Annotated in this window: 13 protein-coding genes and 3 pseudogenes; 11 read left to right on the top strand and 5 right to left on the bottom strand. The window is 39.8% G+C overall.

The annotated features are described in order from the left end of the window. Positions 1 to 125: 125 nt before the first annotated feature. A complete protein-coding gene (locus V7K89_RS19495; RefSeq protein WP_335189927.1) occupies positions 126 to 1106 on the top strand; it encodes an aldo/keto reductase in 981 nt (326 codons plus the stop codon). 138 nt (positions 1107 to 1244) lie between these two features. Here the strand turns inward: V7K89_RS19495 and V7K89_RS19490 are convergent, their stop codons facing one another. Then, entirely contained in the window at positions 1245 to 1442 is a 198-nt protein-coding gene (locus V7K89_RS19490) for a hypothetical protein (protein ID WP_104909286.1), read from the bottom strand. A 34-nt stretch (positions 1443 to 1476) separates the two neighbouring features. Here V7K89_RS19490 and V7K89_RS19485 point away from each other — a divergent pair, with 34 nt between their 5' ends. From V7K89_RS19485 to V7K89_RS19470, 4 genes are all read left to right on the top strand, one after another. Then, a complete protein-coding gene (locus V7K89_RS19485; protein ID WP_335189925.1) occupies positions 1477 to 1974 on the top strand; it encodes a DUF4174 domain-containing protein in 498 nt (165 codons plus the stop codon). 408 nt (positions 1975 to 2382) lie between these two features. Then, a complete protein-coding gene (locus tag V7K89_RS19480; RefSeq protein WP_335189923.1) occupies positions 2383 to 2655 on the top strand; it encodes a GlsB/YeaQ/YmgE family stress response membrane protein in 273 nt (90 codons plus the stop codon). A 1168-nt stretch (positions 2656 to 3823) separates the two neighbouring features. Next, positions 3824 to 4537 (top strand): hypothetical protein, encoded by a 714-nt coding sequence (locus V7K89_RS19475; RefSeq protein WP_335189921.1) that lies wholly within the window; start codon positions 3824 to 3826, stop codon positions 4535 to 4537. A gap of 138 nt (positions 4538 to 4675) precedes the next feature. Then, positions 4676 to 5968, top strand: a complete 1293-nt coding sequence (locus tag V7K89_RS19470; RefSeq protein WP_335189919.1) for a hypothetical protein — start codon at positions 4676 to 4678, stop codon at positions 5966 to 5968. 99 nt (positions 5969 to 6067) lie between these two features. Here the strand turns inward: V7K89_RS19470 and V7K89_RS19465 are convergent. Both V7K89_RS19465 and V7K89_RS19460 read right to left on the bottom strand, forming a co-directional pair. Continuing rightward, positions 6068 to 6600, bottom strand: a pseudogene (locus V7K89_RS19465) (superoxide dismutase); the annotation flags it as partial. After that, on the bottom strand, positions 6597 to 7175 hold the full coding sequence (locus V7K89_RS19460; protein WP_335189933.1) for an ISAs1 family transposase: 579 nt from the start codon (positions 7173 to 7175) through the stop codon (positions 6597 to 6599). The pseudogene V7K89_RS19465 and the gene V7K89_RS19460, both read right to left, overlap by 4 nt. 614 nt (positions 7176 to 7789) lie before the next feature. Between V7K89_RS19460 and V7K89_RS19455 the strand changes: the two genes are divergently transcribed. Continuing rightward, positions 7790 to 8668, top strand: coding sequence for a phosphodiester glycosidase family protein (locus tag V7K89_RS19455; protein WP_335189917.1), 879 nt, complete (start codon positions 7790 to 7792; stop codon positions 8666 to 8668). Between the two features lie 107 nt (positions 8669 to 8775). Then, a complete protein-coding gene (locus tag V7K89_RS19450) occupies positions 8776 to 9087 on the top strand; it encodes a threonine dehydratase (RefSeq protein WP_335189915.1) in 312 nt (103 codons plus the stop codon). A gap of 507 nt (positions 9088 to 9594) precedes the next feature. On the opposite strand, the gene V7K89_RS19440 is transcribed toward V7K89_RS19450, so the two are convergent. Further along, entirely contained in the window at positions 9595 to 9804 is a 210-nt protein-coding gene (locus tag V7K89_RS19440; protein WP_322716912.1) for a hypothetical protein, read from the bottom strand. 1005 nt (positions 9805 to 10809) lie between these two features. On the opposite strand from V7K89_RS19440, the gene V7K89_RS19435 reads away from it, so the two are divergent. The 3 genes from V7K89_RS19435 to mutL all read left to right on the top strand — a co-directional run bounded on the left by V7K89_RS19435 (position 10810) and on the right by mutL (position 14385). Beyond that, positions 10810 to 10938: an HNH endonuclease gene (locus V7K89_RS19435; protein ID WP_335189931.1), complete on the top strand. Its 129-nt coding sequence runs from the start codon at positions 10810 to 10812 to the stop codon at positions 10936 to 10938. Positions 10939 to 11142: 204 nt separating this feature from the next. Beyond that, positions 11143 to 12192, top strand: coding sequence for an adenosine deaminase (locus V7K89_RS19430; RefSeq protein ID WP_335189929.1), 1050 nt, complete (start codon positions 11143 to 11145; stop codon positions 12190 to 12192). Positions 12193 to 12639: 447 nt separating this feature from the next. Further along, positions 12640 to 14385, top strand: coding sequence for a DNA mismatch repair endonuclease MutL (gene mutL / locus V7K89_RS19425; RefSeq protein WP_335189913.1), 1746 nt, complete (start codon positions 12640 to 12642; stop codon positions 14383 to 14385). Positions 14386 to 14522: 137 nt separating this feature from the next. Here mutL and V7K89_RS19420 read toward each other — a convergent pair. Beyond that, positions 14523 to 14618 (bottom strand): annotated as a pseudogene (locus tag V7K89_RS19420) (IS1 family transposase); the annotation flags it as partial. A gap of 327 nt (positions 14619 to 14945) precedes the next feature. Between V7K89_RS19420 and V7K89_RS19415 the strand changes: the two are divergent. Then, a pseudogene (locus V7K89_RS19415) lies at positions 14946 to 15196 on the top strand (hypothetical protein); the annotation flags it as partial.

Here is a 15196-nt window from a genome sequence, read left to right as displayed (position 1 = left end):
TCACAGGAGTAAGGTTTCATTCTACAGGCACTTAGACGTTGATATACTCCATCATCCCATACTGTATTGCACTCAAGCAGGAACTGCTATATTCTAAGACCAATTACTAAGTAGGAGATTATTTTATGAGAATCAGAAAGCTAGGCAAACAAGGGTTAGAAGTTTCAACTATCGGACTTGGTTGCATGGGAATGTCTGAGTTCTATAGCGGTCGGGATGAAATTGAGGCGATCGCTACTATTCATCGGGCATTAGAACTGGGAGTTAATTTTCTTGATACTGCTGACATGTATGGGCCGTTTACCAACGAGCAACTAGTAGGCAGAGCAATCAAAGATCGCCGAAATCGAGTAGTTTTAGCAACTAAATTTGGCAATGTCCGTACTGAAGATGGTGGCTTTAAAGGAGTTGATGGTAGACCAGAATATGTCCATCAAGCTTGCGATGCCTCGCTAAAACGTCTGGGAGTGGAAGTAATTGACCTCTATTATCAACATCGTGTAGATCCAACTGTCCCCATTGAAGATACTGTCGGGGCAATGGCAGAGTTAGTCAAGCTGGGAAAAGTGCGTTATTTGGGGCTTTCGGAAGCTGCCCCAGCGACGATTCGACGGGCTGTAGCAGTTCACCCGATTACTGCACTGCAAACAGAATACTCTCTTTGGAGTCGAGAGCCAGAGGATGAAATTTTACCTACCGTGCGGGAATTAGGAATTGGGTTTGTTCCCTATAGCCCATTAGGAAGAGGATTTTTATCAGGTGCGATCGCTAGCCCTGACGATCTTGCACCTGATGACTATCGAAGAAATTCTCCTCGCTTTCAAGGTGAGAATTTTTATAAAAACCTGCAATTAGTAGAGCAAGTCAAAGCGATCGCCAGCGAAAAAGGAGTAACTTCTAGTCAGCTTGCTTTAGCATGGTTATTCGCTCAAGGAGAAGATATTGTCCCAATACCTGGTACAAAACGCCGTACTTACTTGGAAGAAAATATTGCAGCTACCGAAATTGTCCTGACTGAACAAGATTTGAATCGACTTGAAACAGTTGCACCAAAAAATGTGGCAGCTGGCGAACGCTATCCTGACATGAGTACTGTTAACCGTTGATTCATCTGAGTACTAGAGTATTTTTGAAAGTTCCGCTTTCGATGTACAAGCAGACATTACCGCAGCTTAACAAAGTAATTCTGAGAGAAAATGTCAAAAGTAGCGATCGCTATATTAGCTACATATCTGGATACTCATTCAATCATCTGGAAACTGCCAGCACGAGATATGTTCAATATCTTTGCTGCCGCATTTACAACAGACTGCATCAATCACAGAGTCCACCCATTCATAGCTACAACTACGACAATGACAGAAAATGTTATTGCGGTTAGCCATTTCAATACCTTGATGCCACTGTTGTAATTGAGAAGAGTCTGGAAAAGCTTCTGACATTTCATTAAACCTCGTTCATGTCATAGTCTATATTATGAGCTTAACAATCGCTAAAGTGAATAACTCAGTATTAATCGCCCTAACTATCACTACGTCTATAGCCCTATTGCCCGTCAGCATTGCTACTGTCCAAGCTTCAACCCATACTGTCAAAATGTCTTCATTTAACCTCAGTTCCCAAAAATGGCAAAACCGGGTGCTGCTAATCTTTGCACCGTCTGTTGATAACCATAACTATCAGCAACAAATGCAAGTATTTAACCAGCACAAAAATGGTTTTAAAGACCGAGATTTAGTTCTAGTTCAAGTTTTGGCAACAGATAAAAGCTATGCCAACGGACAGCTAATAGATGAATCTTCTGTTGCCAATTTGCGAAATCGTTTTGGGGTTGAGCGAGAAAATTTTCGTGTCATTTTGATCGGCAAAGATGGTGGTATTAAACGCCAAGAAACTACACCAGTGCAAGCAACAGCAATTTTTAAGCAGATTGACGCCATGCCCATGCGTCAGCAAGAAATGCAAGAACGATAAATTGGTAAAGCAGTTGGTTTTATTGTTTAACATTAATGCAAGTACAGGTAATTGCCCTTTACTACAAATGCTACGCCAATCCTTAAGCGCAAACCTCTTACAGCATTAGAGTTCTACAAGTTGAGTAAACTTAAGTGCGAACCTACAAAACTATCTGCTTTCAAACTTGAGCTTAATTCTTCAAGTAGATGAGAACACTCATTAAAAACGCATATACTGCTATTATCAAGCAATGAATTTATTAGCTCTTAGTTTTAGACTTACTAGGAGCTTTTTTTATTATCCATCTCTAATTAAGGGAGTTCATCCTCAAGGCTATCGATCATTGCTTCTGTTGGTAGATTGAATGTCAATATTTGGATTGCTATTATGTATTTGTCACTAGAAAACGTTTATTAAATAAAAACAATGAATATTCTTGCTTGGATTGTTTTAGGTCTAATTGCTGGTGCGATCGCAAAGGCTATCTACCCTGGTCATCAAGGTGGCGGAATTTTAGCAACAATTTTATTAGGAATCGTTGGTGCTTTTATTGGTGGTAGTTTGGGTGTATTCTTCAGTACAGGAAGCTTTGCTCTAGCGGCTCCCTCTTTGAGTATTCCCGGTATTGCAGTAGCAGTTCTAGGTGCAATTGTTGCAGTCTTCTTGTGGAACGTGTTAACTAGCCGCAGTGCTTTGTAATAAATTAAATTGAATTAATTAATTTAGAACTTACGCAATTATTGTCTTAGCTGTCAATGTGTAAGTTCTGTTTATCAACAATTCTCGATAGAATTTGCTGCTTGTCATGCTGATAGCCTCAACATTATCAATCTGAATAATGTTGAGGCTATGATTTTATTTTGGATGCCTTATGTGTCGCAAATATTTTTTGAATTGGTATTAGAGAAGTCGTAAATCTCTGCCTTACAGGCTTATAAAGTTTGTGGCAACAACAGCAACAGCGTGATAAATCGCAAATTTTATACTTGTAATCTAACTTAATTTTGTTTGGTGCATAGTCGTAGCCCATCATAGACATCGCCTGGTAGGATCATTAAAAACTTGGGTTAGCGATCGCAATCTATTATTTATACGTATTTTGTTTTAATAAAGTTGTATTTAACACATGTTAATAGAAGTTGACATACTACTAGTATTTAAGAACTTAATACTAGGGGTGTATAAATAGATTAAGCTTGCCTCTGAACTATTTGCTATGAAATTTAATGAAGAGGTAGTTACGATTCCCAGTGTACAACTTTGATAACTGTCCACAATACTGTTGCGTGTCTCAAGCTCATGGTAATATTATTTTACTGTCAAGGAGATATTATTTTATACATCAAATTTCCATCATGCTGAAACAGCTAGTTAGGTATGCTACCTTCAAAAAACAAAAAATCATTCAACTTACCTAGGAAATCAACAAAAGCCCTAATATGCAAAGCACAGAGCTTTTGATAATCTGCTTATATAAGGTACTAAAGAGCTAACTAAGGCTCTTTTTTCGGAATCATCATAGCCAGCAAAAAAGGCATAAAACCCTCTTATAATGGCAAAAAATTAGACAAGAGTAAATAGAAAAGGTTTGACACAATGTCAATAGTTTTTTGTATATGTAAAAATATCAAAAAGCCCAATCTGTATTGTCAAGAATACATTAACATTGTGTGTTTTATTTAGATATTGGTTCTCTTTGTGCTTAGTTACCTATATAAAAGTCCTATTTGATTAGTGAAAACTTAAGCTACGCTCGTTCAAATTAGGCAAACACTTAAATTTAACAAATAATTTAGGACTGCTAGATCAATCTCGATCTAGTAAAAATTCGATTATTCACAAAGTCAGTAAGAGTAACAGGAAAAACATGAATATCATAGTTCGTTTGTTTGGAGCGATCGTTCTCCAGGTATCTGCGTTGGCTGCAATGTCTAGCATGGCAATGTCTGATGACAAGTCCTTTAGCATCAATACCCAACAGACTCCTGCTGTTTATCCACCGAAAACAACACAATTGTCTGATGACAAGCCCTTTGGCATCAATACCCAGCAGACTCCTGCTGTTTATCCACGGAAAACAACACAGAGGATTTGCTCTTTAGATCCTATTGAAGATTTATTACCTCCACCACAAACTAAAGCAAGTAATTCTTTGCTGTCTTACCTTGCTGAACAGGGTTTTACACAAAATAAAGAGGGTTCCTGGGTCTGTTATGCCAACGATCCCAAAAAAGAGGGACGTTATTTTACTTTATTTAAGGTCAAACAAGTTAATAGCAGGCTGATAGCAAGTTCTTTCCTAGATGAAGGCAGTCTGATTCAAGGGCAGGAAAATCATAGCTTGGACTTCTTTATGATGCTGATTGAGCGTCATACGAATACTACTAAAGAGAATCGTCAAGGTATACGTAGATATCTACAAGCCTTCGTTTCCTTAGTCAAGGAAGGGAAGATCAAACCTACACGTCGTGGGTATCTTTTTGACCAACCAAACCGAGCGATAGTCTTATATCACACACTCTCATCAGGAAATCTCAAAGGTACAGGAATCACGATCAACATTTATTTAGCTAAGAGTTGAACTGGGGAGCAGCGGAAGATGAGGGAAACAAGGGGACAAGCAGAATAACCATGCCCAATGCCCCATGTCTAATGACAAATGACAAATGACTAATGACCAATCCCCAATTAAATTGTTGTCCTTTAGTAGAGGTGCATCTTGCCTAAATCAATTGTTCAAAGAATTGCGATGCCGAAGTTAGTTCGCTTTGCAGCGATCGCATTTTCATCTGTTGCAGTAGTACTTACTACGTGTCAGTCTGCTTTTGCACAGCTAAATATTGGACGCTATGGTATCCAACAAGGACTGGAGTCTGAGTATCTCCAGTACCAAATCAATAACCAGAATTTGAGCCAGATGCGAGTCATTCCTGGATGTGATGTGGGATTTGGTCTGACCTGCAATAAGACTGGATTGGTAATCCAACGATTAGTGGAGTTAAACAGTGGAACTAATTATCAAAACCTTCTGATCCGAGCAGCCGGTGGAGAGAAAAACTTCCAGAATTTTGCTAACTTCTACGGCAATAATCCTAATCTCTCTGCGGTGCCTTACGCCTCATTTTGGAGAAACGCATCTCCCGCAATCATGGATGGATCTCAATATCTTCTTGGACAAAGTTTTGGTCGCAATCCAATAGAAGGACTCGGACTTGTAACCAAGCAGTTCTACTGGGCACCATACTCAGGAGTCAATGACTCTGTTAGCCTTCGTAATGGATTACTAGACCTGAAATTGTCATACGGACGACTGCTATTTGAAGAAGCCTCAAAAATTTCTAACATTCAAGAGCAAATTCAGTCTCTAGGTCTATCGCCAGAGATGACAAATTTTTATTTAGATAAAATCTCTACAGGCTTGGATGCATTGAGTTCTGGAGATCAGAACCAACTCCAACAGAAGATTTTTGAAGTACTATCCTTTCCATACTCCGAAGAAGGTGGGGAACTCGGACGCCCCAATAATGCGATTCCAGAGGAATTTAATCATCTCTTAGGAGAAGATATCGCAGGAGATACTTTGCTAAGTGACAATCCACTAGCCTTGGATGGAGAAACAATAGCTTTTGATGCTTTCCCTAGCTCTGCGGGAGATGTCTTGGTACCAGACAGTTCTAATTCCTTTCCACTTTGGCCAATAATCGGTGTTGGGGGTCTCGGTTTAATTCTGCTTCTATTACTAGGTGGTGATAGTTCTTCAGCTCAACCACCTGTTTCTCCAGGAAATGCACCTTTGTCTCTCAACAACAAAGGCGAATGCGATCTGACCCCTAGTGGTAATGGTTCCGATGACACACAGATCATTGAGATTCCGTGTAATGTTACTCCTCAAACCCCCACGGAAGTGAAGAAGGTAGTGGAGCCATCTACGATCAAAGCGCTTGTATTGCTAATTGTTCTACTATGGATAATCCGTAACAAACACCGAACTTTAAAAATCCGTCATTCGTAATTATGTTACATAAGGGGATTTAGCAAAAAGTTGGAGCGCTAGTTTCCAATACGTTTGGGTTAGCGCTAAAAACCTTAAATTGGTAGTTGAGGAACGAAACCCAACATTTCCAGCACCTACTGCGTTAAACTGTTTTTTAAAAGCATCAAAACTGCCAAAAGTTTGGTTAATTTCTTGAGCGATCGCTCCTGATGGTTGTCCTCCACCTTGGGGATCATCAGTTGCTAAAAAATTGTGTCGTTGAGATGACCACCAGCGTTATTACGTACCTTTGTCCGAATATCTTCAGGTACGCTGTTCAAATTCACTAGTAAACCTTCAACACTTCTTTTTTGCAAATCTGGATACTGCTTCAATGCATCATTTAAGTTCTTGACGTAGCTAGCATTATGTGCATCATGATGCAATTTCATCGTTTCAGCATCAACCGCTTTTCCTAGTGCCCTATAAGCATAAAGCAATGGTGGTAGTTGTGCGGGAAAAGCACTTAATGACCTATTAGGATAAGCTACAGTGGCAAACGGTCTAGCAGGTGGTGTTGATGTAGAAGTTTGTGCCTCAGAGGATGTCTGAGAAGTATCAAATATTGGTTGATCCCCCCTTACTACCTTAAAAAAGCAGGGTGGTTTCATACAAACAGAGAAAAAACTTTTTGGAGTTGGTTGGATAAGGGGCGTTGTGCTTGAGGGATAGTTCGGAAACCAAAAAATCTGGCGCTCGTAATCAAAAAGGTGTGCAAGATTGCCCAATTAACAGGAGCATTGCCACCACGACACAGTGGAAAATCTTCTCTGCGAAAGGCTATGCCAACGGAAAATGTCACATCTTTGACCCAGTGTAGTCGATTTTCAATTGCCCAGTGTCCTTGAGTATCAGTAAGCAATTGTTGAGCTTCGAGATGTTGACTACAAATGTAAAACTGACATTCCGGAAATGGTTGGCGATCGCGTTCACCCTGACGCTCAACAACAACAAATGTTTTGAGTCCAGCCCATTGATTTTGAAGTGATTCTGGAACTGGAAATACTTGGCTAGTGCGTTTGACGATTCTTGAATGCCGCGAATCAATAGCCGTGGCACAACTGAGTGGAGATGATTGTTGTAATTGAGTTTGAGCCATTTTGTAGAGCATAGGCTGGTTTTGCTTCAATCCAATCAAATAATCATTGTCAGCATTGATAATCAACGATAGTGTTTTTTTTGACAGTGCAAAGCATCAAGGGTAAACATTAGGTTTTGACCTGTAAATTCAGATATTAACTGTTGCACAACTGCGACTTCGCTGACTTGTTTATTCGCAAATTTGCATCTGGATAACAACACCGCGTTGGTAACTAAATACTGACACAACTGAAATAAAGTTCTAGATCTGACTGACTATAATCTGTCAGTGTGCAACGAATGCTCTTATCATCAACTGCCAATTGTTCTTCTGGTTTTGGTGAGGCGATCGCCGATGCCCAAGTATTAAATAAGTCTGCTAATCGCTGAAAATCGATGGTTTTTAGTACTCGTAGTTGTCAGTTAATTCGAGCAAAATATAGATATTGCTGAAGTTTTATTTTTTTTAATCTATAATTCAAACCTTGTAACTAAAAAATCTCTTGGACTAAGAATAATAATTAATACAACTCTTAATTTTATTGTGTTATAGGAGTCTCATTCGCCTATGTGAACATCTTGTTTACACTATAATAGCTAGATTTTGTCCACTATTTTAGCTGGGCTATGCTACTACAACTTTTCTATTATTCAGCTTAAAATATTTTAATTAAATCAACTAAATCAGCTTTTTTGAGCTAACTGCAAGTGAGTTTAAAAGTGAAAAAAATCAAACTACTGGCTTTGATACTAATTAGTTTGGCAATAATGTTGTGGTTTAATTTGTGTTTTTCAACACTGTCAATACCCACTATTACGGCTTCACCACCAAAAACTATCCGCTACTTTGATCGCACTTTGCCCCAAGGCATCGCTCACATCCTGTTGATTCCAGTTAATAACAAATTTTTGGTGACTCCTGCATTATCACAGAAGGTAGCCACTGTAGAAGAATTTGCCCAAAAGCATCAAGCCGTAGCTATTTTGAATGCAGGCTTTTTTGACCCAGCCAACCAAAAAACTACATCTTATGTTGTCCGACAAGGGAAGTTGGTAGCTGATCCCAAGGAAAACGAGCGGCTGGTGAACAATCCCAACTTAAAATCTTATTTGGGTCAAATATTCAATCGCACAGAATTCCGTCGCTACTTATGCGGGCAAACTATCCGCTATTCCATTACCCTACACAGTCAGTCACCACCAGCAGGTTGTCAGTTAGTTGATGCTATAGGTGCTGGCCCACGCCTATTACCAGAACTTACCTTAGAAAAAGAGGGCTTTGTAGACAATGCCAATAAACGAGATGCGCTTGGCAGCAACCAACCCAATGCCAGAACTGCCGTAGGTATCACCCGTGATGGCAGCGTTATTTTAGTTATGGTGGCTCAAAAACCCTTGGCTCCCGCGAACTCTGGAATATCTTTGCCAGCATTAGCTGATTTGATGAAAACTCTTGGTGCCGATCAAGCGATGAATCTGGATGGAGGAAGTTCGTCTTCGCTTTATTACAATGGGAAAACCTTTTACGGGAAGGTTGATTTGGAGGGAAATTCTATCAAGCGTCCTGTGAAATCGGTTTTACTGGTTCAGGAAAATTAGGGGCTATGGGAATTATACCTACCTACTGGTAGATTTTTGCCATAGCAGCAATCCCCGAATCTAAATTGAGTCACAATGGATAATAGGCAATCATTGAAGGTGCTGTTATGCTTCGTCTAACTCAATTTATTCGGAACTTGTTCCTTCGTTTTGAAGGCTTGTTTGGTGTTTTATTCCAAAGTATTTCTAATTTTTTCGGAAATTTATTTGGTTTTTTTGGCAAGCTTTTCGGATTCAGTGAGTCTGGTTATTTCTTGGAATCTGATCAGGTGCAAAACATAAAGCAAGCTTCAGCTAAACAACCAATTGAAACGAATCGGGATAACATTGCTAAAATTCCTGCCACTAACCGCCATCGTTCTAATGGCAAACTTGACGACTACTACCTCAACATGGCTCGTGATGTGAAAAAGAACTGAAAAAAGCCATAAACTGGAAGGTAAGTTTAGCAATAAGCTGTTCCACCTTTAACTTGCATAATTAGGGTGGGCAAGACTTTAACATCAGCACTACTTCAATAACGCTCAGTATAGGTCAGCTGAACGCTGTCCACCCCACAATATTTTAATTAAATTTAGATATGCAAATTATATCTGGAACAGTTTACCAATAACTAAATGGCGTTTTGCATTTTCAGAAAAATCATCTATAGAAATTGACTTAAACAAAATTGAAAACTGTTGGTCTTGGCTTAAGAGCAGTACCCGCAAACAACTTGACAAATTTGATTGTCTACGAGATGAATCGAGTTTGTCTTGAACCTAGTATCCTAATCACCTTGGCGATTGCTATAGCTACAATTAACGAATTTGTATGTGCGTAGGCGAGCATTTACCACAGGCATCGCACCTTTAACAAAAATTTTGTCCAGTTTGAGGCTGGACAATAGCTAGAAATATTTTTGAGCTTGAATATTTACTTGGTTTTTAACTTACCAAATCAACTAAGGCGTTGCTTTGGAAGCGGACTATAGATGAAACTGAACAACCGCGATAATTTTCAGAGGTGAATACTGATAGTGTGATATTAGCTTGACCTGGATCTAAAATGCGTTTTACCTTGCAGATTTGCATTTTATTGTTGCAGTAAGCAATAATCCGATCGCCAGCCTTGACTTCCAACGCTTGAATTTTCAATTAATACCAACCTTGCCAGGAATTTGCTTTGTTAAAGGAAAAATATATTAATATATCTCACTTGCTTAACAATAGCAATGTTATTTTAGTATAGCACAAAAATCAAGGATATTAATGCTATCAATTTAATCTTGGTAATGTCAAGTTTATTCATGCTGCAAATACTAGTGCACGAGGTAGAAGGCATAAATTTATCTGTTGCTCTCAACCCTATCTAATTCCAAGCCACCAAATCGTTCGCGCATACAGGTTGGAGTATTTATTGAAATCCAGATGAAGGGAAACCTTTGCTCCAAAGAAGTTGGAACTAAATTTTTTTGATAGAAGATTTTTCTCTCGATGTTTTTGTTACAATCATTGAAATTGTGCAATTAGTTGTGCGATTAGTTCTCGCAAAAATAGACGATAAATAGTCGTAAATGTAAGCGAGGTAAGGCTCTCAGCTTGTCGTAATAGTTGAAATAAACCTTAACAACTTAATTACCGTGATGATGAAATTCTATCCCCATAAATGCAAGTGGTGACAACATATCCCACTACGAAGAGAATGAGTATCAAATTGTAGAAGCTGGGAAAGTGAGGCGGTACATCAGAACCTGACTAATTAACTCTGTCACCTATAGCTGGTCAATGGTCAGCACACGAATTTCCTACAGAACCGTCGTAATGATTGATAAGCCTACGCAGGTTATTGGCTTGCCCAAAATGGGAAAGGTGAATGGACAAAGAATAATTTCTCTATTGTCAAAGCTCAAGAGATTTTATGTTTCCTTAAGATTGTATCTAAAAGTAACCCGGCGGACAGGAAGAACCTAAAATCAGCGTCAAACGGAAATCAGGAACGAAGTAACCCAATGCGTTCTCTTGGGATAGGTCGATATCACAAGCAGTCACTCAGGTGTACGACGTATTGGGTGGGATTGCCTAAGAAGCAAATGCTCTTGGTAACTCAAGGGACAAGCTGACGTAGGCACGTCGTCTCAGAAGGTAAAGCGGCAATTAGCAATAAATATTAACCTAGAACTAGAAGTTGACCACATTATTAGAACCTCTCAAGGAGGAACTAACTTGGTCAAGAATAAACAATTACTCCATCGACATTGCCACGATTATAAAACAGCTCGTGACCAATAGGCTGTTGGCAATCAAGAGCTAGAAAGATATCTAGAACAAAACCTTTTCTAGCCGCCTAAGCCCAAAAGTGGGCAACGCGGTGTGTGTGAAAAACACCGACTCAATAAGGAGCCGTATGCGGTGAAAGTCGCAAGTACGGTTCTGAATGGGAAGGTAGAATGGCGACATTCTACTCGACCTCTAACTTTACCTAAAAATACCACTATGGCTTTATACGCTGAATTACATAGACATCTAGGCGGCTCGGTCGTACCACGAGTTTTATGGCGATATTTCGAGCGACATTCTACAGAGTTAATTTCCCGCTTTGCTGACTATTCAGATTTTGAAGATTTTTATACCCGCCCACGTAACACCTTAGATGAGTATCTAGAATTACACACCCTGGTAGAAAGCGTGCAAACTGTGGAGACTTTGCCTTACTTTATCTATCGCTTGGTCCGGGGTGCTTACATATTTGAAAATTTGGCTTATCTGGAACTGCGCTACACTCCTTATTTGCGGACACCTGAGCATCTGAGTCAATCCGAAAGAATTGACAAGATGGCAGAAATTGTGCGAGTCGTAGGACTTGCCAGCCACCAGCCAGAATATCCGATTGTTACTAGCCAAATTCTCTGTATGCACACGCGCTTACCTTATGAGGTGAACAAGGCGATTGTTGATTTGGCGGCGCAAAATCAACAGTATGTCTGTGCAGTAGATGTAGCCGGAGGTGATAGTTATTACGCCGATCGCTTAGAAGAATGGATTAGCTTATATGATTATGCGCGATCGTTGGGCGTTAACACCACCGGACATCTATATGAAACCACTGCTGGTTGTTACTCAGAACTATTACCATATTTGATGCGGATTGGTCACGGCATTCAAATTCCCCTACTATATCCAGAGTTACTTAATGATGTGGCTAGACGCGGACAATGTTTGGAAGTTTGTCCGACAACTTATCTAAAAACTGGAACTTTACAGGATATACGTCAACTCAAATTAGTTTTTGATCGTTGTCTTGATGCTGGGGTTGATATCGCTATCTGTACTGATAATGCTGGATTGCACAATGTGCGTCTACCGTTTGAGTATGAGAATCTCTTGACTTACAATATTATTAGTTTTGAACAACTACAAGCTTGTCAAGATGCAGCTTTCCGTCATGCTTTTGCTTGGCCTTACAGTCAACCTCCTGCATCACTGTTGAACGGTTTACTCAAACCTGAACCAGCTAAAATTTTGTCCATGAGAGATACTAATTAACGATCGCCTAAAAATATTCATAAAGTCAGGTGATTTAATGTTAATTAATGTTGCAATTACTAATTTCTTCTGATGCCATAGAAAAAGTTGTAATACACAATAGATATCTTGCAAAAATTAATGTTTTAGAAATTAAACTACAGATGCACACAGATAATTTATCGGTGTTTATTTGTGGTTCATTTTTTGCTGAGAAAGGATTCTTGTTATGAGTCGTATATAGCGCAATACGCTTGGGTTAGCGCCAAAAACTAACCTTAAATTGCGTAGGTTGGGGAGCCACTGCGCCCTTGCGGTTTCCCGATTTAAAGCAAGTGGCGTTTGAGGTATAAACCTAATATTTTTGCGGCTTTGTTGGGTTGCGCTTTGCTTAACCCAACCGAGAATTTTTATTAAGTGAATCGTATTGGTATATAGCGTGCCCCCAGAAGCTATAAACTATAATTTATGGCATCTACTATTCAAGCTCTACCAACAGAAGTTGTATATCTCATTACAGCCGGAGAGGTAATCGACTCTTTAGCCTCTGTGGTGCGGGAATTGGTAGAAAATTCCCTAGACGCAGGTGCAACGCGAATTGTGGTTTCTCTATGGCCGCAGCAATGGCGAATTCGTGTGGCAGATAATGGTTGTGGAATGAACTTAGATGATTTGCAACAAGCAGCCACAGCTCACAGCACTAGTAAAATTCGCTCTAGTGCCGATTTGTGGAAAATTAACAGTTTGGGGTTTCGTGGTGAGGCGTTGCACAGTTTGACAACTCTGGCAGATTTGGAAATTTTGAGTCGTCCTCTGGGTGGAAAATTAGGATGGCGGATAATTTATGGCGATGGTGGGAAAGTTGTACAAGTTGAAGTAACTGCGATCGCACCTGGTACAGTAGTTACAGTTTCCCATCTTTTCGGTAATTGCTCATCTCGTCGTCAGGGATTACCCACAACAGCACAGCAAATGAAAGCTGTGCAAGCCACAATTTACCAAATCGCCCTCTGTCATCCCCACGTCACCTGGCAGATTTGGCAAAATGACCGTCAATGGTTTACCATCTGTCCGGCTGCCACAATTGGGCAGTTGCTACCGCAGATATTACCACAAGTGCGACAAGGTGACTTGCAAGAAATAAAACTCGAAATATCCAACCCATTAAACTCAGAAGACAGAACTCAGAATTCAGAATTCAGCACTCCTAACTCCCCATTCAGCACTCAGCACTGTGCACTAAATTTAGTGGTAGGATTACCTGATCGCTGTCATCGTCATCGTCCAGATTGGGTACGTGTAGCCATTAACGGCAGGATGGTGAAGACACCGGAACTAGAGCAAACGATATTATCAGCATTTCACAGAACATTACCACGCGATCGCTATCCAATTTGTTTCTTACATCTTGCCATTTCCCCCAATCAAATTAACTGGAATCGCAATCCAGCAAAAACAGAAATTTACCTCAACGAAATCATTTATTGGCAAGAGCAAATTACCCAAGCAATTAACCAAGCACTCAGCATCTCTTCTAACAATCTTAAAGAAGCTGTTCACATAACACGAGTTAGTAAATTACTCAAAGCTGCAGAAGCCAGAGGGGGTTACAATTTCAATCCTCAAAATTCCAACGAAAATCACAAAAATTCTAACCCCTCCCTTTCAACTCCTAACTCTTTAAAAGCTGTCGCTCAAGTTAGCAATACTTATATTGTGGCGGAACATTCAGGTGGTATGTGGTTAGTAGAACAGCACATTGCCCATGAGCGAGTTTTGTATGAGCAATTATGCGATGATTGGCAACTTTTACCCGTCGAACCGCCAATAATTCTTTATCAATTATCGCTAGCGCAAGTATCACAACTGCAACGCATCGGTTTAGAAATAGAACCCTTTGGCGAACAACTTTGGGCAGTCCGTAATATACCCGCACCTTTGCAGCAGCGAGACGACTGTGCAGAAGCAATTTTAGAACTTAGTTGGGGAGGCGATTTACAAACAGCTCAAGTAGCTGTCGCCTGTCGCAGTGCCATTCGTAACGGTACACCGATGAATCAACAAGAAATGCAGACACTTTTAGATAATTGGCAACGCACTCGCAACCCCCGCACCTGTCCCCACGGACGCCCAATTTATCTATCTTTAGAAGAATCAGCTTTAGCTCGGTTTTTCCGGCGTAATTGGGTAATTGGTAAAAGTCATGGAATTTGAAAAATGCATGAATCAACTCGACAATAAACATGACTGTACATTAACTAATTATTTATCTGCGTTGACAAATTATTGTCCAATTTGACAGATAAATGTCCGCCTTGACAAATAAGGGCGTTGCATATTTGCGGGATGAATTAGACTGGAAGGGGTACAGTACCGTCATGGAGGTAGTGCAGTAGTAATTTAATTGATAGTCTCAGCATTTGTTCTGACTTTGAATAACATAAAGTCTAATCCCTCTTTTGTTACTACGGGGAGAGTAGAATCAGGAAGAAAAACTGAAACAGTAAGTAACTCTGATGGTTACGCAGCGCTCTTAAGCAGTAAATACAGTCGGGTTCATAGATAACTACTGTCAACACTATTATTCAATATTTGAGGATGTGAGACATTTTGAGGCATTCAAGTATTTACACTTGGGAATGTGATCATCCATCCGAACCAAATCGCTACCAGAGATAGGGAAAATAGCAGGATTAAAAGATGGTCAATCACTAGATCATTTTTTGAGAGATGCACTGTGGAGTGTCAAAAAATTAAGAGAAATGAGGCTGTATTTGACAAAAAAGTTGATTGGAGAAAGAGAAATAATTTTATGTATTGACGAAACAGGAGACAAGAAAAAGGGAGGCCAACGCCGTCGCTTGAGATATTACCAAATTAGTAAAAGTAATGTTCCTGACCCAACAGGAGATGAAAGCTGGTATGTTATGACTAATTTATCTGTTGAGCTTCAACTCAACGTTGCTCAACTTTATAGTTTAAGAAACTGGATTGAATATGGCTTTAAACAAGTCAAGAATGAACT

Origin of the sequence: Nostoc sp., from assembly GCF_036917515.1 — a bacterium.
In the GTDB taxonomy this organism is placed as follows: Bacteria; Cyanobacteriota; Cyanobacteriia; order Cyanobacteriales; family Nostocaceae; genus Nostoc.
Note: the sequence above shows the minus strand (reverse complement) of the source record. Positions and strands in the feature narration are given on the sequence as shown.